Below are 17,046 nucleotides of genomic sequence, written 5' to 3'. Positions count from 1 at the left end.
TCATTCCAACAACCGATCTTCAGTGTTCACAGGTTCGCAAGCATCAGACGAATACCCCTCTCTACCGCATAAAAACAGCCAGAGGTGTTTCCCCATGTCGTCAGCCACATCCCCATCGCAAACCACATCCACCGTACATCCCGTCGACCGCATTCTTCCGGTACGACAGATGCTCACCCTCGGCCTGCAACACATGGCCGTCTCGTACATCGGCGCCATCGCCGTGCCGTTGATTGTCGCCAGTGCCTTGAAAATGTCCCATGCCGAAACGGTGGCGCTGATCAGCACCACGCTGTTCTGTTCCGGCATCGCCACCCTGTTGCAAACCGTCGGGTTCTGGAAGTTCGGCGTGCGCCTGCCGATTTTGCAAGGCGTGGCGTTTAGCAGTGTTGGCCCGGTGATCGCCATCGGCAGCAACCCGGAGGTGGGGTTTGCCGGCGTCTGCGGGGCGGTGATCGGTGCCGGGATTTTTACCATGCTGATCGCGCCGTTCGTGGGTCGACTACGGCGGTTTTTCCCGCCAGTAGTGACCGGGTGCATCGTCACCGTGATCGGTTTGCAGCTGTTCCCGATTGCCTATGAATGGGTCGGCGGCGGGCGCAATACGAGCAACTTCGGTGCACCGGCGTTTCTCGGTGTGGCGGTGGTGGTGTTGCTGACCATTCTGCTGGTTAACCGTTACGGCAGCCCGATGCTGCGCAATATGGCGGTGCTGTTGGGCATGTTGGCCGGTGCAGGTCTCGCGTATGGCCTGGGCATGGGCAGTTTTCACAGCGTCGAAGAAGCGCCGTGGCTGACCGTGCCCTATCCGTTCTACTTCGGTTTGCCCACCTTCAGCCTGATCCCCATCGCGACCATGGTGGTGGTGATGATCGTGCAAATGGTCGAGTCGATGGGGCTGTTCGTGGCCATCGGCGACATCGTCGAAAAACCCGTGGAAGATAAGCAGGTGATCAACGGCCTGCGCGCCAACGGTCTGGCCAGCACCATCGCCGGGATGTTTGCTGCGTTCCCGTTTATCGCTTTCATGGAAAACGTCGGCCTGGTGATTTTGACCGGCGTGCGCAGCCGTTGGGTGGTCGCGGTCAGCGGCTTGCTCATGTGCTCGATTGCTTTGGTGCCGAAGGCCGGGGCGATCATCGCCTCGATGCCGACCGCAGCCCTCGGCGGCGCCGGCATAGCCATGTTCGGCGTGGTCGCGGCGGCGGGGATTCAGACCCTCGCCAAAGTCGACTACGAGCGCAATCGCTACAACGTGCTGATCGTCGGTTTCACCCTCGCCGCCGCGCTGGTGCCGGTGCTCGCACCCACCCTGTTCAAACAATTACCCGAGTGGTCACAGCCGTTCCTGCACAGCAGCGTGGTCATCGCCTGCCTGGTGTCGGTGCTGCTCAATGCTGCGCTCAATGGCGTCAGCGTGCCCGAATCCACCGCCAGCAAGTCCGCCTCGCACATCCTCTGAACTGGAGCCTGCCATGACTCAATTGCAAAACATCCTGATCAAAAACCCGGTCGCGGTCATGACCGGCCTGCGCGGCCCGCGTGCCCGGGCCGGCGCCGTGGACATCCGCGTGGTCAATGGCCAGATCGCTGAAATCGCCGCCGATCTTGCCGCGCAACCCGGCGAACGGGTGATCGACGCGCGCCACTGCGTGGTCTATCCGGGCTGGATCAACACCCACCATCACCTGTTTCAGAACCTGCTCAAAGCCGTTCCCGAAGGCTTGAATCAGGATCTGCAAGGCTGGCTCGCCAGCGTGCCCTACCCGCGCCTCAACCGCTTCACGCCGCAATTGGCACGAATCGCCGCGCGGCTGGGCATGGTCGAGTTACTGTTGTCCGGCGTCACCACCTGCGCCGATCACCACTACCTCTACCACGCCCACGGCAGCACCGAGACCGGCGATTTGCTGTTCGATCTGGCCGATGAATTCGGCTTGCGTTTCGTCCTGTGCCGTGGCGGCGCACTGGAGTCGGCCAGCGCTCATCCGGGCTTCTCGAAAACTGCCCTGCAACCGGAAAGTCTGGAGCAAATGGTCGGCGACATCGAACGGCTGAAATCGCTGTATCACCAGGACACGCCGGATGCGATGCGACGTGTCGTGGTGGCGCCGACCACGCCGACCTTCTCGCTGCCGCCCACCCTGCTGCGTGAGCTGGCCCACACCGCTCGCGGCCTCGGTCTGCGTCTGCACACGCACTTGTCCGAGACGCAAAACTACGTGAACTTCTGCCGCGAAAAATACAACTGCCTGCCGGTGGAATTCGTCGCCGAACACGAATGGCTTGGCCCCGACGTCTGGTTCGCCCACGCCGTGCATCTGCAACCCGGCGAAATCCGCATGCTCGCGCAGACCGGCACCGGCATTTCCCACTGCCCGGTGAGCAATGCGCGCCTGGGTAGCGGCGTCGCGCCCATACCGCAAATGTATGAGGCCGGCGTGCCGATCTCCTTGGGCGTCGACGGCGTGGCCTCCAACGAATCCGGAAGCATGGTCGGCGAAGCCAACACCGCGTGGCTGATCCACCGCGCCGAACAAGGCGCTTCGGCGACCACGGCAGAAGACGTCATCCATTGGGGTACGGCAGGCGGCGCGCAGGTGTTGGGTTTGGGCGCGGTCGGCACGCTGGAAGTTGGTCAGGCTGCAGACCTGGTGATCTACAGCCTCGACCATCCACGCTTCTACGGTTTCCACGACAGCGCCGTCGCACCGGTCGTGGCGGGCGAACCGATCACAGTGAAATACAGTCTGGTCGGCGGCCGTGTGGTCGTGGATAACGGCGTGATTCCGGGGCTGGATATCGAACGCATGCGCGCCGAGGCGTGGGAAGGTGTGCAGGCGATGATGAAGGTCGACGATTGATCCCACCGCCAAACCGTGTAGGAGCTGCCGAAGGCTGCTCCTACACAAAACCGGTGGATTCGCGACTTCAGGGATTCTCGACTAACGTTACTCCCTCATCGGACAGAGCCCCTGCCAGCCACACCGGGCTCTTGATCAAGGAGAGACTGATGACGTACCGCCGCAACATCGAACAGACCTACCGCACCTGGTCCAGCCCGATCCTGCTGGAGCTGAAAAAGCGCGAGCACCAAATGAAGCCAGTCGAACGTCAGGCGTTGGAGAATGTACTGGCGGAAAGGAGGTTGCTGGACATTGGCAACCCGGATGGCATTGAGCGCCGCCAGGGCAAGTCAGAATCGTAAATCTGTCAGGTGTGGGGCGCGGCATTTAAACCCGACTCGCGCGGCACACCTGTGGCCGTCATTTGAAGCGCACACCTCAGACCGGAGAAATCGTCGCGAGCAGGCCAATCATGATGGTCAGTACCAAAAAGCCACCCAGAAAAAACGCCATCTTGTTCATGTTGCTCTCCTCAATGCTGAGCTTGCGGTGCACTGGACGCTTCGGGATGAAGGACTGTCGCGAGTGACCGAACTGCCGGGGCATTTTGATCCTGCATCTGAACCGATTACAGGGGCAGATTGAAACGAAAAAAGCGTATCAGATGGGATCTGATCTGTAGGAGCTGTCATAGGGTGGTATTCAGGCAGCGACAACAAGCTTGCCCTGCCAGCGCTTTGATCTAGAGTCGAAGAACAATAAAAACCCAGAGGTGCAAATGACTGACCTGAATCTGCAACCCAGTGCTGCCGAATCCCTGAATCGCTGGCACGAGATGATCCGTACCGGCGACTTGAGCGCCCTGCCCACGCTGCTTGATGCCAACGCCGTGTTTCGCTCACCGATGGCGCACACGCCCTATCCCGGCGCGCAGGTGGTGGCGATGATCCTCAACACGGTGTTCAAGGTGTTTGAGGATTTTGAATATCACCGGGAACTGTCCACGGCTGACGGGTTAAATGTGATTCTGGAGTTCAGCGCCAAAGTCGGCTCTAAGGAGCTCAAGGGCATCGACATGATTCGCTTCGATGAGCACGGGAAGATTGTCGAGTTCGAAGTAATGGTGCGCCCGTTAAGCGGATTGCAGGCGCTGGGTGAAGAGATGGGGCGACGGCTTGGGGCTTATCTGGCTACCGCCAAAGCCTGAACGTCCGCCCACGGTACAGACACAAAAAAGCCCACTGACCGTCGCCGGTTCAGTGGGCTTTGTGTGTCAGGCGTCTAGTTACAGAGCCATGTCACGTGCAGCGTTTTCCTTCGGAGCTTCAGCTTTTTCAGCTGCAGGTGCAGCCGGAGCAGCAGCCTGACCGATCACGGGTGGAGTCGGCAGTTCGAGGATTTTGGCGGTGTAAGCCCACTCGGCAGCCACTTTGGCTGGATCGCTGTTCAGCTGGGTGCCGTAGCTTGGAACGATCTGGTGCAGCTTGGCTTGCCATTCTGGCGTTGCCACTTTGTCTTTGAAGACTTTCTGCAACACGCTCAGCATGATCGGTGCAGCGGTCGATGCGCCTGGCGAGGCGCCCAGCAGACCGGCGATGGAGCCGTCTTGTGCAGCAACGATTTCGGTGCCCAGTTTCAACACGCCGCCAGCGGCTTCATCACGCTTGATGATTTGCACGCGTTGGCCGGCTTGCCACAGGCGCCAGTCTTCAGCTTTGGCGTTCGGGAAGTATTCCTTCAGCGCGTTCAGACGGTCTTCATCCGACAGCATCAGTTGGCCAGCAAGGTACTCGACCAGCGGGTATTCCTTGATGCCGACCTTGGTCATAGGCCAGATGTTGTGGGTGGTGGTGCTGGTCAGCAGGTCCAGGTACGAGCCTTCTTTCAGGAACTTGGTGCTGAAGGTCGCGAATGGGCCAAACAGGATGACGCGCTTGCCGTCCAGAACACGGGTGTCCAGGTGCGGAACGGACATCGGTGGTGCGCCAACCGAGGCTTTACCGTAAGCCTTGGCCAGGTGTTGTTCGGCGATGGCCGGGTTATCGGTCACCAGGAACGAGCCGCCAACCGGGAAGCCAGCGTATTCCTTGGCTTCAGGAATGCCCGACTTTTGCAGCAGGTGCAGAGCGCCGCCGCCCGCGCCGATGAACACGAACTTGGCGTCGGTTTCGGTTTTGGTGCCGTCTTTCAGATTTTTGTAGCTGACGCGCCAGGTGCCATCTTCGTTCTTGGTGATGTCCTGCACTTCGCTGGACAGTTTCAAGTCAAAGTTAGGCTTGGTCTGCAGGTAACCGGCGAACTGGCGGGTGATTTCGCCGAAGTTCATGTCGGTGCCCAGCGGGCTCCAGGTGGCCGCGATTTTCTGGTTCGGGTCACGCCCTTCCATCATCAGCGGAACCCACTTCTTGATCACAGCCGGGTCTTCGGAGTACTGCATGCCGGCGAACAGCGGGCTCGCTTGCAGGGCTTCGTAGCGCTTTTTCAGGAACTTGATGTTGTCATCGCCCCACACGAAGCTCATGTGCGGAGTGGTGTTGATGAACGAGCGAGGGTTCTTCAGAACGCCTTGCTGAACCTGCCAGGCCCAGAACTGACGGGACACCTGGAACGCTTCGTTGATCTCGACGGCTTTCGGGATCGTGACGTTGCCTTTGTCGTCTTCCGGGGTGTAGTTCAGCTCGGCCAGAGCCGAGTGACCGGTACCGGCGTTGTTCCAGCCGTTGGAGCTTTCCAGGGCGACGCCATCAAGGCGCTCGACCATTTCCATCGACCAGCTTGGCTCCAGCTCATTGATCCACACACCCAGGGTGGTGCTCATGATGCCGCCGCCGATCAGCAGTACGTCAACTTTCTTGGCCTCTGCCGCATGAACGGACGTCAGCCCCATCGACAAAGCCAGCCCTAGCAAGGCCGTGTTCACTTTTTTAAACATCTGTTGCACCTATGATAAAACGCCTTCCGCCCGCCGCTTTTATCTGTATGCGATCCGTTTTGATGACGCTCAGGCTGGCGTCGCAGATTCCGGCACACTTCAATTTTGACGGGTGGGCACACAAGGCCGACATGCTGCATCGACCCCAGTTAATGTCCCTTCTGAACTGACTTCTTATCATTATTGGCTCAGCTACTTGAGCGACAGGGATTCCGTCGGCCCGCCCTAAAGGCAAGCAAACTGAATAAGGTCAAACCAAGTTGGCGCGAAGAATATCACGTCAGGGCAAACCCGCGCGTCTGTTCCCGACTTGAGAGTCTTTTTCCGCTCTGGGCGTTATCGGCCAACCGGCGCTGAACATGAACCGGCGAAGGCTGTGCCCGCAGCCGTCGAGCTTTTTCAGTATAGATACCCTGGCGATTCAGTGCGTGCGGCAGCTGCCGTATCCATAAAGAATCTGCTAAGTTGTACGATGACTGACAAATTAAAAACAATTGATCAGTCATCAACCCGATAACAACAAGGAAACACCTCATGACCAAGACCAGACTCCTGATCGGTTTTCTCTGCGCCTTCAGCGGATATGCCATGGCCGCTGCCGCCCCGGCGGAAAAAGATGTCGCCCAAGCGGTCGATCATCTGACCCAGGCGATGCTGCACAAAGACATCGCCGAGTTGAACGCTCTGACGGCCAGTAACCTGACCTACGGCCATTCCAGCGGCAAGATTCAGGACAAGAAAGAATTCATCGCCGACATCGAAACCGGCAAAAGCGCGTTCAAGACCCTCGAGATGCAAAAACAGACCATCACCCTGTCCGGCGACACAGCGCTGGTGCGTCACCACTTTTCCGCGCAGGCGTTGAAGGGGACTGAAGTGGTGCCGACCGAGATCGAGAACTTCCAGATCTGGCAGAAGCAGGACGGCAAGTGGTTGCTGGTGGGGCGGCAGGCGTTCAAGTTCTGATTGGACTAAATCTCCTTCAGATTAATCAATCGCGAGCAGGCTCACTCCTACAGGGGGTTGGGCGGTGTTAACGCAACTCAGGCAACTGCACCGCCCCACTGTGGGAGTGAGCCTGCTCGCGATGAAGGCAGATCAGCAACCAAAAATACAATTGCCCAACCCCACTGTCACAACCGAAACCGATCCACCGACTGCGCCAACTGCCCCGCCAGGCTCGACAGCTCATCTGTCGTATTCGCCGTCTGGCCGATCACCCGGCTATTGCCCTCGGACATCCCCGCAATCATTTCCACCTGATGGGCAATCTCGTTACTGGCCTGGCTCTGCTCGCCAATGGTGCGGGTAATGTCGTTGACCAGTTGTGTGGTGCTCAACGTCGCCTCGAGGATCTCGCGAATTGCCCGCTCGACATCGGCCGTCACTGCCATGCCCTTGTCGACCTGCGCCACACCCGCCTCCATGCTGCTGACCGCCTCGCGGGTGCTGTGCTGGATGCGCGCGACCATCGCGGCGATTTCCTGGGTGGACGCACTGGTCCGCGCTGCCAGACTGCGAACTTCATCCGCCACCACCGCAAACCCCCTGCCCTGCTCGCCCGCCCGGGCCGCTTCAATCGCGGCGTTGAGCGCCAGCAGGTTGGTCTGGTCGGCGATGCTCTTGATCACCTGAATGATGTTGAAGATGGCTTCGGATTCCTGATCCAGCGTGCGGATCACCTGCGCCGACTGCTGCGCCGAGCGGGCGATATCGTCCATGTCGTTGACTACTTGATGAATAACCTGCCCGCCATTCTTCGCCAATGATTCAGCCTGATTGGCCATGCCCAACGCGCGCTGGGCGTGACGGGTGATTTCCTCGATGCTCGCGGTCATCTGGCTGGCCGCTGCGGCCATGGTCCCGGCGGCGACACTTTGCTGCTGGCTGCTGTCGGCGACCTGATGGCAGCCGTGGCTCAATTGTTCGCTCATGCCGCTGACGCCATGGGCATTGCGCCGCACCACGTCGATCATGTTGCGCAAATCCCTTTGCATGGTCGCCAGGGTGCGAATCAATACGCTGGCCTCGTCCTTACCGGACGGCTCGGCAATCGGTTCACTGAGGTTGCCGTGGGCGATACTCTCGGCAATCCGGCTGGCCGACCGCAGCGGCCCCAAAATGCTCAGCATCACCCAGCGTCCCTGTGCCAGCAGCAATAACACACTGGCGATCAGCACCGCCGCGAGGGCGAGATTTGCACTTCGAATCGCCGATTCGGTACCTTCACTGGTCTGTCGGGTATTGGTTTCGATCTGTTCGCTTAGAGCCGCCATCTGCTCTTCGAGTTGACTGAACGCGGTGTTGAACGTGCCAAGTTGCTGCTGCGCCGCATCAGGGTTGTCCAGCGCCAGCCCGACAATCCGCTCGGCTGCGTTGATATACGTTTCGAGGCTCGGCTTGATCTGCTCCAGCGCCGTGCGCAAAGTCGGGTTGATCGGCAACTTGAGGTTTTCATCAAGTACCTCATGGAAATGCCCGGCGTGCTCGTTGATCGAATCGCGAACTTCGGCCGCCGTGCCGGTACTTTTGCCCAACCCCACCAGCATTGCCGAGTAAACATCGGCGCGCAGGGCGTCGTGCATCATGTCGGCTTCCATGTGGTTGCGCAGCGCACTCATGCTGACCACGTTGTCGCTGACCGCCGAGGCCATCCGCAGATTGCCGACATAACTGACCAGACTTACGATCAACGCCGTCAGCAGGCTGGTAACAACCAGCAACACTAAACGCAATTTTATCGACACCGTGAAATCCTCCCAGGGAACGCTCGAAAAGCCTTGCAAGACCTTGAGTTAAGCCCATTTGTGCCGGTCTGCCGTGTCAGAGCGTGTCAACGAGTGTCTGGGCGGGGCGGCAACCCGGGCAAAACTTTCGGATTGTGCGATGAGTCTCATTTTGCAAGGCAGTCGGATCCAGCCTTCATCGCCCGTTAACTCTAAAGAGCTATTAAATCGATCCTTCTGAACACTCGTGCAGCAAAAGGAAACGCTTATGAAACGCGCACTATGGTTGGGTTTACTCGGTACCTTCGCCCTCGGCACGGCCCAGGCGGCGACCGAAAAAGTTGCGATCAACCTGGTCAGCGCCGATGGCGCACCACAGGCAATCGGGGCTATCACTATCAGTGAGACGCCTTATGGCCTGCTGTTCACCCCCGACCTGAAATCCCTGCCCGCCGGCGTGCATGGCTTTCATGTCCATGAGAACGGCAGTTGCGAGGCCGGTGTGAAGGATGGCGTTAAAGGCGCCGCACTGGCAGCCGGCGGACACTTTGATCCGCAAAAAACCGGTAAACATCTGGGCCCTTACGCTGACGGCCACTTGGGTGATTTGCCGGCGGTTTACGTAACCGCTGACGGTATCGCCAACTATCCCGTGCTGGCCCCACGCCTGAAAAAAATCTCCGAAGTCAAAGGGCATGCATTGATGATTCATGCCGGCGGCGATAACCATTCCGACATGCCCAAGCCCTTGGGCGGTGGCGGCGACCGCATGGCCTGCGGGGTAATCTGACTCCACCATGCAACCGGGCAACCCACACGGCGTTGCCCGCGTCTCTCTCATAAACCTCTACGGAACTACCACCCGCTGCGCCCCTCTGACGTTATGTAGTACTTCCCTTTTTGCTTCGCGCTTGTGGAGGAATACCGTCATGCGCAAGTTAGTGCTCGTTTCTTCTTTACTCTTATGCCTGCCAGTCGGTTCAGCGCTGGCCCGTGTTGATGCGGGCGATGTCGCCACCTCGGCAGGTGTCTCCGCGTCGCTGTACTCGACCTTCAAGGATCACAAAATGGTGATTCCGGCCCGTGACGACTTGTCTGCATTTGTCGCCAGCGGCGGGGCCATTCGTGGGGTTTATCTTGAGTCAGTACTGCAACAGGTTCGTCAGGACAATCCCGGCATCGATGCCAGCGATGAAGACCTGGCCAACGCGATTCTGGTGCATTACGAAGGCCTGAATCAGTAATTGCCAAGGATGCGGCGGCCGATGGACGGCAACTGACGGCGCATAGGCAAAACGGTCCGACGGCCTCTATGATGGAGGCCATGACGACTCTTGCGCCAATGCGCTCACCCTGCCCGCCCGGCGCCTGCGATTGCGGGCGCGATCCGTTGCTGGAAATGCCGGATGCGGATTTGCGCATCTTGCTGCTGACCCGCGAGCAAGAAAAAATCCTCCTCGCGCGCCTGGAACAACTCAAAGACCTCGCCGACCTCCAGCATCTGCAAAAACGTATGTTCGAGCAGTTGGGTATTCGTGTCGAAGTCTCGCCAGGTTTCCACGAAGTACGCACCATGTTGGGCATCGATATTCAGATCGAGGAACTTCCAGGGCTCTGCCGCAAGACTCGAAAGTCTATCCCGGCAGCGATTCGTCGTAGTCTCAACAACAACCCCGAGATCGCCTTCGAACTGCTCAACGCCCACGACTTGCTGCGCGACACCTGATCACTTTTTCATGCCGACCCGTTTGCGCATCTCGGCGGTGATGCTCTGACGGGTTTTCTTCATGTCCGCCCATGGCTCGTCGCCAACCTCCGCCAAGCGCTCATGCACGTTGTGCACATTCCACTGATTGCCCCCCTTGATCTCGGCCACCTCCTCGCGAAACAGCGGCACCGAGACCGGCAAGCCTTCGCGCGTCCGCGCGGCATAAGCGCAAATCGTAGTAGCGCCGAGTCCGTTACGCAGGTAATCGATGAAGATCCGCCCGACGCGATTTTTCGGCCCGGAAACCGCCGAAAAACGGTCTGGCAATAGCTTTGCCATGTGACTGACGATCGCGTGGCTGAAGTCCTTGACCTCATCCCAGCCCAGCTTGCGGGTCAGGGGCACTACCAAATGAATACCCTTGCCACCGCTGGTCTTGAGGAAAGCCTTGAGCCCCAATTCATCCAACACCGTGAGGGTCAGCGCAGTGGCTTCGACCATACTTTTCCATGGCAGCGCCGGATCCGGGTCGAGATCAAGGACAAATCGATCGGGCTTTTCCAGATCAACCGTGGTGGCATTCCAGGTGTGCAGTTCGACGGTGCTCATCTGCACCGCGCCGATCAGCGCTTCGGCGTTGTTGATCAGCATGACCGGTTGGCCGGTCACGTCCTTGTCCAGCGTGGTGATGCCTGGGATCGCCAAGCGCTCGGCGTTCTTCTGGAAGAACAGTTCGCCGGCGATGCCATCCGGCGCACGCACCAGCGCCACCGGGCGATCCTTGAGTTGCGGCAGGATCCATTCGGCGACGCTGGCGTAATACTCCGCCAGTTGCATTTTGGTGGTGCCACTGACAGCGTCGATCACCCGATCCGGATGAGTGATGCGTACCTTGCCGTTGGCCAGGCCGAGTTGCGATGGCGCGGTCTCGGTCGTTGCCGGTTTGCTGGCGGCGGCTTTTTTCGGCGCTTTCTTTGCGGCGGTTTTGCTCTCAGGTGTCTTCACGGCCTTCGCTCGCTCCTCGGTGATGCCCTTGGCCGGCTTGTCATCGCGCAAACCATGAAACACCGCGTGGCGTACCGAGCCGTCCTTGGTCATTTCGGCGAACGCCACTTCCGCCAACAGTTTTGGTTTGAGCCAGTGCACGCCTTTGGCTTCAAAACCGCTGGGCGGATTGACCACCGCCGCCGTCTTCACCTGCAATGGTTTGAGCTGGGCAAGAATGCTTTTCAACGTTGTTTCATTGAAACCGGTGCCGACCTTGCCGGCATATCTCAACTCGTCACTGTCGCGATCATGCAGGGCCAGCAGCAATGCGCCAAAGGCACTGCGCGACCCCTTCGGATCGGTGTAACCGACGATCACGAATTCCTGGCGGTGTTTGCACTTGAGCTTGATCCAGTCACTGCTGCGGCGCGAAACATACGGCGAGCCGATGCGCTTGCCGATCAGGCCTTCCATCTTCTTCTGGCAGGCGCTGTTGAGCAGTGCATCCGGGGTTTCATCGAAGGCTTCGGAGAAACGCAGCAGGGGTTGTTCATGGGCGCCCAGCACCGTGGCCAGCGCCGCGCGCCGTTCCTCAACCGGTACTTCACGCAGGTCGACGCCGTTGAGGTAAGGCAAGTCGAACAGGTAATAAAGGATGTTGGCGCTGCTGCCGGAATCAAAGGCATTTTGTAGCGCCTGAAAATCCGGCACGCCTTGTTCATTGGCAACCACCATTTCGCCGTCGAGCCAGGCGGATTCGAGGCCCAGCGCGGCCAACGCTTCGGCCTGTTTCGGCAACTTGTGCGTCCAGTCGTGGCCATTGCGTGTGAATAGCTGCACCTGATCATGATCGATTCGCGCCATGATCCGGTAGCCGTCGAACTTGATCTCGTAGCTCCAATCCCCTTCCGGCGCGCTGTCGACCAAGGTCGCGAGTTCCGGTTTCAGTTGCGCGGGGATTTTTGCCTTGTGCGCGCCCGTCAGTGTGCCCGACGCCTTTTTGCGAGGTTTGGCTGCGGTCTTCTCCAGGCGCTTGACCTGCTTGGCCGCAAGCTTGGGCTTATCGACCAAAGTGCGCTCGCTCAGCACGCTGTCTGGCTCGGCGACCAATACGTCGTAATCATCCTGCGGGCGGGCGGCATTGTCCCGATGCTTGATCAGAAACCAGTTCTCCTTCTTGCCCGGCATGTGCGTGCGAACCAGATTCCAGATCCCGGCGAGTTTTTCGCCTTGCAACTCGAACTTGAGCTTGCCCTTGGCGTAGGCCTTTTGCGGATCTTCCAGCGGAATCCACACACCGCGATCCCAGACAATCACGTCCCCGGCGCCGTAATGCCCCTCGGGAATGCTGCCCTCGAACGTCGCGTAATCGAGCGGATGATCCTCGACATGCACCGCCAGACGCTTGACCTTCGGATCAAGCGAGGGCCCTTTCGGCACCGCCCAGCTCTTCAGCGCTCCATCGAGTTCCAGGCGAAAGTCGTAATGCAGGTGCGAGGCGTCATGCTTCTGAATGCAGAACTGCAAGGCGTGATCCGCAGCAGTCTTCTTGCCCGAGCGCTTGACGGCGGCCGGTTCCGACGTTGCCGAGAAGTCGCGCATGCGGTTGTAGTCGTCGAGGTTCCTGCTCATGGCGCACCTGCCTTGTTTCAGCCGATTCGGGTCACGGTCAATGCGACCACGGCAATCCGGTCGACTCGCTGATAACCGGGGTTCAACAATTCTTCACCGAACACGTCGGGATCGATTTCGTGGTAGGTCCAGCCAAAGCGCGTTTCATCCAGTCGCGGCAACACGGTATCCAGAAACGGATCACGGCCATCCACCATCGCCACCCCGGTGTAAAGCAGCAACGACCCGCCCGGTGTGAGCCGATTGAGTGCCTGCTCGACGATACGCAGTGATAGTCCGGCCCCCAGCGTTCCGCCGCCATGTCGATAGGCTCGCGCGGCCGGATCGGCCATGTACGGCGGGTTGGCGACGATCAGGTCGAAGTCGCCATCGACACCCTGTAACAGGTCGCTGGCGTGCGCTTGGACGTTGGCCACTTCCGCCAGTGCGGCGTTGATCGTGGTCAGGCGCAGCGCGGCGGGATTGATGTCCAGCGCCAGCACTTGCCCTTCACGGCGGGCGCGGCCGATCAGGATCGCGCCGACACCGGCGCCGCAACCGATGTCCACGGCGCGATGGATTGGCGCAAAATTCTGCTGCAGGTGCGCGTGAATCAATTGGGCGAAACGATAGGTATCCGGACCGAAGAAAACCGAATCGGCCGCGTCGGTGGGGAAAGCCGAATGCACGAATAGCAAGTCGTCCAGACTCGACCAGCGCACACGACTTTTCAGATGGCCTTCGTAACTATCAATGACCTGGGCATCCTGCAATTGCCGTTGTTCGTCAGCAGACAGCAAGCCCGGTTCGAAGGGGCGCGACCAGCCAAACACATCACGCAGGGAATCGGCGAACTGGCCCTCGTCGCGCTGGTTGACTCGCTGATGGGTCAGCGGCGTCGGCGTGGTGAAACGGTAGCCGTCGGCCTGTAAACGCCGTCCCAATTGCAACAGTACGAGGTCATTGGTGGACAGTGGTTCTTCCTGATTCATGGATGATGTCCTTATGGCAGACAAGATTTGAGTTCGATGAACCGGCGGGTTGCGAGTAGCCCGGCGGGATGCGCATGCCGCGCTGGCGCGAGCCAGGGGATGAGCGCTGTCATTTGTGCGTGGCCATCCAGTCCTTCCAGCGCGGCGTTGAGTTGCTGCACATCGGGATCCTGTTCCGGCACCTCGATCGGTGAGTTGGCCGGCGCGCGTCGGCGCAACGCGGTGGCTTTTTTCGCGGATTTCCAGTCACCGGCTATCCAGTCGTGCACCAATTGCTTTTCGTAGGCGCTGAATACGCCGAACATCGCCGCGCCATCGCCATCGATCAATTGCCAGAAGCGACTGTTCTGTGGGTCCTCGTGGCGTTTGATCCAGCCTTTGTCCTGCAGCGCTTGCAGGAAACCGGGCAAATGTTCCGGCTCGGCCAGCCATTGGTTGACGGTTTTGCCCTCGAAGCGGCAATAGTCCGAGTGCATGTGCTGGGCGAACGGGCACTTCCGTTCGAGCATCGCGAGCAATTCGCCTTCGAGATCAAACCCTGCAATGATCGCGCGACTGCCCTGCCCCAGATCATTGAGTCGATATCCCAGCGACACCCGACGCAGGAAATCAGCGCGATCCGCTTCAAGCGGCAACAGATCCAGCACGGCCTGCACGGCTTTTTGCGCATGGCCGGTACTGGCGTTGTCGATGGTCACGTGCAGGGTGAAATAGTACGGATCGATGCCCAGTTCACTGAGTTCGTAGCCGCTGATGAGTAAGTGCAACGGCAGTTGTTCGTAACCCAGGTTGTATCCGATCACCTCCGGCAAATACTCATCACCGCAGGCGCCGAGCGCAAGTTGCAGCGCGCCTTGCAGGTAACGTTCATCATCAAGCGGACTGGCATGCTCAAGGTCGTGTTCGGCCAGCAGTTTGCGGTAGATCACCACATGGTTCTGTGCCGGATTGCCCTCGCCGAGTTCTTCCAGATAGGTGCACAGCAAACCGCTGAAACGCGGGTCACGCCAGTGCTGCAACAAGCCGTATAACCAGGCGCCGTCAACCAGCTTGGTCGGCGCCACCGCTTGCAGAAAATACAGCGCGTGGGCCTTGCTGGTGAAGAATTGGCGGGGGCCGCCGGCCTTGCGTTGTTGCAGATAGTTCGCGTACTGACGGGCAACATCGGCACAGTGCGCGGCGACCCACGTGTGCCAGGCAGAAGTGTCTTGCGGCAGCTCTTCGGGCAACTCTGTGGCACGTTGCAACTGTTCGTTCAAAAGTGATTGCGCGAGGGTTTGCGGGCTTTCCGCCCGCAACAGCGTTTCATAAATGCCACGGATATTTCCGGCGGGATCCATCGCTTGTGCTTGGGCTGGCACAGATTGCAGGGGTGTCAGGACAGTCATGGCAAAGTTCTCGGTCGGTTGGCAGGACGCTGTTTCGTACGCCTCTACAGCAGCAGAGAGGCGGCGCGTGCCAAAAATTCAATCGACGTGAAAATTGCCCGGACGGACGGCGAGCTAACCCCGCCTTCCACGTCTTCATGTAGGAGCTGCCGAAGGCTGCGATCTTTTGATTTTGATTTTTACAAGCAAGATCAAAAGATCGCAGCCTTCGGCAGCTCCTACAGGGTTACATCGTGCAATGGCTTGAATTCGCGTAGCGCAGGGTTATAGCTAACGTTCAGAGACTGGAATTGATGGAGGGCAAAGGAATGCCTGAGGCTGCAAAAGCGTGTGGTTTGCGAAAGGGGCGATATTCTGAAACAGGTCGTATTTACTTGCTTACTGCGGTTGCGCACGAACGTCGGCCGGTGTTTTCGGATTGGCGAATCGGACGGTTACTGGTCGAACAGATGCGTGCTGCGAATGATGAGGGGATGGTGCAATCGCTTGCTTGGGTGGTGATGCCGGACCATTTGCATTGGCTGGTCGAACTAAGGCGAGGTTCTTTGGCGGAGTTGATGTGTCGGGTTAAATCCAAAAGTTGCCGTTCGATCAATCTCGAGTACGGCCGTAAAGGGTCGTTGTGGCAGCGGGGTTATCACGATCGGGCGTTGAGGCGCGACGAGAATCTTAAAGCCGCCGCGCGTTACATCGTTATGAATCCGCTCCGTGCAGGGATTGTGAAGCGACTCGGAGACTACCCGCTTTGGGATGCAGTTTGGCTTTAAGATCAAAAGATCGCAGCCTTCGGCAACTCCTACAGGAGATCAGTGTAGGAGCTGACGAAGGCTGCGATATTTCGGTCTTGGTTTATGCCGTGCCCTTGGTCTGCTGCTCCAGATGCACCTGCAACTCAGGATCAATCTGCAACGCCGCCGCCAGTTCATCCAGGTAGTTACGCTCGGCGTCCTGCTGGTCATCCACCAGCATCACGCTGGCCAGGTACATTTCGGCGGCTACCGCCGGGTCGTTGTTTGCGGACTGCGCGACCTCGTTGGGGTCGAGTGGTTTGGCGACCTCTGCATCCAGCCATTGCTGCAGTTGGGGATCCTCGGTGTGCTTGCCGATTTCGCTGCTGATCAGGTGTTTTTCCGTCTCATCGATGCGCCCGTCAGCCTTGGCTGCAGCGATCAAAGCACACAACACGGCGTGGCTGTGTTCTTCGATTTCCGGGCCGGCCAGCAGATTGGCCGTCTGTGGCGTCTGTTGCGGTGCGTTGCTGGCCTGGCTGCGCTGCCAGGCTTGATACGCCTGGAACGCCATCATCCCCAAAGACGCCAGCGCTGCATAATTGGTCCCGCCTGAACGGCTTTGCGTGCCCGCGCCGCCACCCAACGCACCGCCCAAACCGCCACCGCCACCGCCGCCGAGCAGTCCACCGAGCAAGCCACCCAGACCACCAAGCCCTCCGACCGCAGATCCGCCACGTGTACCGGTGGAGCCCGCACCACCGAGCAAACCGCCCAACAAACCACCGAGACCGCCCAGGCCGTCGCCGGCCGAAGTGCCGCTTTGCTGGCCCGCCGAGTTTCTTCCCCGCAGCAGTTGTTCAAGCAAATCGCTGGTGTTCATGACGTCATCCTCAAGCATTGGCATTGACTGCGTCTGGCAACGATAGACCGCTGCGCGGGTTGCGCCAGCACCGTTTGGCCGACAGAGAAAAGTCCTACAGATTTCGCCCACGTATTTTTTTGCGGCCAGCTAAGATTCAAGGATGGTGAACCTTATACCGGCCAAACCGGTCGATAGCTGCAACCCCGACCCGGTTTGCCGGCGCCCTTGCTGCTCAAGGGTGATACCCGGCTTGTTTTACTTTC

At 59.2% G+C, this 17,046-nt stretch carries 16 protein-coding genes and 1 pseudogene; 9 read left to right on the top strand and 8 right to left on the bottom strand.

Translation table 11 applies throughout. The features are described 5' to 3' along the window. Positions 1-94 precede the first annotated feature (94 nt). The 3 genes from ACA043_RS11615 to ACA043_RS11605 all read left to right on the top strand — a co-directional run bounded on the left by ACA043_RS11615 (position 95) and on the right by ACA043_RS11605 (position 3,208). Complete coding sequence (locus ACA043_RS11615) at positions 95-1,462, top strand: nucleobase:cation symporter-2 family protein (protein WP_497659255.1); 1,368 nt, start codon at positions 95-97, stop codon at positions 1,460-1,462. 13 nt (positions 1,463-1,475) lie between these two features. Beyond that, positions 1,476-2,864, top strand: a complete 1,389-nt coding sequence (locus tag ACA043_RS11610) for an amidohydrolase family protein (RefSeq protein ID WP_497659254.1) — start codon at positions 1,476-1,478, stop codon at positions 2,862-2,864. Between the two features lie 149 nt (positions 2,865-3,013). Then, a complete protein-coding gene (locus ACA043_RS11605; RefSeq protein WP_497659253.1) occupies positions 3,014-3,208 on the top strand; it encodes a hypothetical protein in 195 nt (64 codons plus the stop codon). A gap of 76 nt (positions 3,209-3,284) precedes the next feature. Here ACA043_RS11605 and ACA043_RS11600 read toward each other — a convergent pair whose 3' ends face one another. Beyond that, positions 3,285-3,452 carry a hypothetical protein gene (locus ACA043_RS11600; protein ID WP_187677100.1) on the bottom strand — a complete coding sequence of 56 codons (168 nt, stop codon included), beginning with the start codon at positions 3,450-3,452 and terminating at the stop codon, positions 3,285-3,287. A 172-nt stretch (positions 3,453-3,624) separates the two neighbouring features. Between ACA043_RS11600 and ACA043_RS11595 the strand changes: the two genes are divergently transcribed. Continuing rightward, a complete protein-coding gene (locus ACA043_RS11595; protein ID WP_401269265.1) occupies positions 3,625-4,053 on the top strand; it encodes a nuclear transport factor 2 family protein in 429 nt (142 codons plus the stop codon). A 78-nt stretch (positions 4,054-4,131) separates the two neighbouring features. Here ACA043_RS11595 and mqo read toward each other — a convergent pair whose 3' ends face one another. Then, positions 4,132-5,778, bottom strand: coding sequence for a malate dehydrogenase (quinone) (gene mqo / locus ACA043_RS11590; RefSeq protein ID WP_123529021.1), 1,647 nt, complete (start codon positions 5,776-5,778; stop codon positions 4,132-4,134). Between the two features lie 534 nt (positions 5,779-6,312). On the opposite strand from mqo, the gene ACA043_RS11585 reads away from it, so the two are divergent. Continuing rightward, entirely contained in the window at positions 6,313-6,744 is a 432-nt protein-coding gene (locus ACA043_RS11585; RefSeq protein WP_401269258.1) for a nuclear transport factor 2 family protein, read from the top strand. Between the two features lie 167 nt (positions 6,745-6,911). Here the strand turns inward: ACA043_RS11585 and ACA043_RS11580 are convergent, their stop codons facing one another. Further along, the gene (locus tag ACA043_RS11580) at positions 6,912-7,637 is read right to left on the bottom strand and encodes a methyl-accepting chemotaxis protein (RefSeq protein WP_401269288.1); all 726 of its coding nucleotides are present in this window, start codon (positions 7,635-7,637) and stop codon (positions 6,912-6,914) included. Positions 7,638-7,769: 132 nt separating this feature from the next. Then, positions 7,770-8,525 (bottom strand): annotated as a pseudogene (locus tag ACA043_RS11575) (MCP four helix bundle domain-containing protein); the annotation flags it as partial. A gap of 247 nt (positions 8,526-8,772) precedes the next feature. On the opposite strand from ACA043_RS11575, the gene sodC reads away from it, so the two are divergent. The 3 genes from sodC to ACA043_RS11560 all read left to right on the top strand — a co-directional run bounded on the left by sodC (position 8,773) and on the right by ACA043_RS11560 (position 10,230). Then, entirely contained in the window at positions 8,773-9,294 is a 522-nt protein-coding gene (gene sodC / locus ACA043_RS11570; RefSeq protein WP_401269255.1) for a superoxide dismutase [Cu-Zn] SodC, read from the top strand. A 139-nt stretch (positions 9,295-9,433) separates the two neighbouring features. Continuing rightward, positions 9,434-9,748: a DUF2388 domain-containing protein gene (locus ACA043_RS11565; protein WP_187677095.1), complete on the top strand. Its 315-nt coding sequence runs from the start codon at positions 9,434-9,436 to the stop codon at positions 9,746-9,748. Positions 9,749-9,828: 80 nt separating this feature from the next. Further along, positions 9,829-10,230, top strand: coding sequence for a hypothetical protein (locus ACA043_RS11560; RefSeq protein WP_489880005.1), 402 nt, complete (start codon positions 9,829-9,831; stop codon positions 10,228-10,230). On the opposite strand, the gene ligD is transcribed toward ACA043_RS11560, so the two are convergent. The 3 genes from ligD to ACA043_RS11545 are packed head-to-tail and all read right to left on the bottom strand — an operon-like array spanning position 10,231 to position 15,190. Further along, positions 10,231-12,831 carry a DNA ligase D gene (gene ligD / locus ACA043_RS11555; RefSeq protein WP_497659252.1) on the bottom strand — a complete coding sequence of 867 codons (2,601 nt, stop codon included), beginning with the start codon at positions 12,829-12,831 and terminating at the stop codon, positions 10,231-10,233. Between the two features lie 17 nt (positions 12,832-12,848). After that, positions 12,849-13,802: a methyltransferase gene (locus ACA043_RS11550; protein ID WP_497659251.1), complete on the bottom strand. Its 954-nt coding sequence runs from the start codon at positions 13,800-13,802 to the stop codon at positions 12,849-12,851. An 11-nt stretch (positions 13,803-13,813) separates the two neighbouring features. After that, positions 13,814-15,190: an iron-containing redox enzyme family protein gene (locus ACA043_RS11545; protein ID WP_497659250.1), complete on the bottom strand. Its 1,377-nt coding sequence runs from the start codon at positions 15,188-15,190 to the stop codon at positions 13,814-13,816. 308 nt (positions 15,191-15,498) lie between these two features. Between ACA043_RS11545 and ACA043_RS11540 the strand changes: the two genes are divergently transcribed. Continuing rightward, positions 15,499-15,957 (top strand): REP-associated tyrosine transposase, encoded by a 459-nt coding sequence (locus ACA043_RS11540; RefSeq protein WP_497659249.1) that lies wholly within the window; start codon positions 15,499-15,501, stop codon positions 15,955-15,957. 82 nt (positions 15,958-16,039) lie between these two features. Here the strand turns inward: ACA043_RS11540 and ACA043_RS11535 are convergent, their stop codons facing one another. After that, positions 16,040-16,801 carry a tellurite resistance TerB family protein gene (locus tag ACA043_RS11535; protein ID WP_497659248.1) on the bottom strand — a complete coding sequence of 254 codons (762 nt, stop codon included), beginning with the start codon at positions 16,799-16,801 and terminating at the stop codon, positions 16,040-16,042. Positions 16,802-17,046: the final 245 nt, after the last annotated feature.

Source organism: Pseudomonas sp. LBUM1648, assembly GCF_059716145.1.
The sequence above is the reverse complement of the archived record's forward strand: the minus strand, read 5'-3'. Positions and strand labels throughout refer to the sequence as shown.

Excerpts from the sequence above, each read along its gene's own strand:
- sodC (WP_401269255.1), top strand. The coding sequence starts at position 8,773 with ATGAAACGCGCACTATGGTTGGGTTTACTCGGTACCTTCGCCCTCGGC.
- ACA043_RS11585 (WP_401269258.1), top strand. The coding sequence starts at position 6,313 with ATGACCAAGACCAGACTCCTGATCGGTTTTCTCTGCGCCTTCAGCGGA.
- ACA043_RS11610 (WP_497659254.1), top strand. The coding sequence starts at position 1,476 with ATGACTCAATTGCAAAACATCCTGATCAAAAACCCGGTCGCGGTCATG.
- ligD (WP_497659252.1), bottom strand. The coding sequence starts at position 12,831 with ATGAGCAGGAACCTCGACGACTACAACCGCATGCGCGACTTCTCGGCA.
- ACA043_RS11540 (WP_497659249.1), top strand. The coding sequence starts at position 15,499 with ATGCCTGAGGCTGCAAAAGCGTGTGGTTTGCGAAAGGGGCGATATTCT.
- mqo (WP_123529021.1), bottom strand. The coding sequence starts at position 5,778 with ATGTTTAAAAAAGTGAACACGGCCTTGCTAGGGCTGGCTTTGTCGATG.
- ACA043_RS11565 (WP_187677095.1), top strand. The coding sequence starts at position 9,434 with ATGCGCAAGTTAGTGCTCGTTTCTTCTTTACTCTTATGCCTGCCAGTC.
- ACA043_RS11545 (WP_497659250.1), bottom strand. The coding sequence starts at position 15,190 with ATGACTGTCCTGACACCCCTGCAATCTGTGCCAGCCCAAGCACAAGCG.
- ACA043_RS11615 (WP_497659255.1), top strand. The coding sequence starts at position 95 with ATGTCGTCAGCCACATCCCCATCGCAAACCACATCCACCGTACATCCC.
- ACA043_RS11535 (WP_497659248.1), bottom strand. The coding sequence starts at position 16,801 with ATGAACACCAGCGATTTGCTTGAACAACTGCTGCGGGGAAGAAACTCG.
- ACA043_RS11595 (WP_401269265.1), top strand. The coding sequence starts at position 3,625 with ATGACTGACCTGAATCTGCAACCCAGTGCTGCCGAATCCCTGAATCGC.
- ACA043_RS11580 (WP_401269288.1), bottom strand. The coding sequence starts at position 7,637 with ATGGCCGCAGCGGCCAGCCAGATGACCGCGAGCATCGAGGAAATCACC.
- ACA043_RS11600 (WP_187677100.1), bottom strand. The coding sequence starts at position 3,452 with ATGCCCCGGCAGTTCGGTCACTCGCGACAGTCCTTCATCCCGAAGCGT.
- ACA043_RS11550 (WP_497659251.1), bottom strand. The coding sequence starts at position 13,802 with ATGAATCAGGAAGAACCACTGTCCACCAATGACCTCGTACTGTTGCAA.
- ACA043_RS11605 (WP_497659253.1), top strand. The coding sequence starts at position 3,014 with ATGACGTACCGCCGCAACATCGAACAGACCTACCGCACCTGGTCCAGC.
- ACA043_RS11560 (WP_489880005.1), top strand. The coding sequence starts at position 9,829 with ATGACGACTCTTGCGCCAATGCGCTCACCCTGCCCGCCCGGCGCCTGC.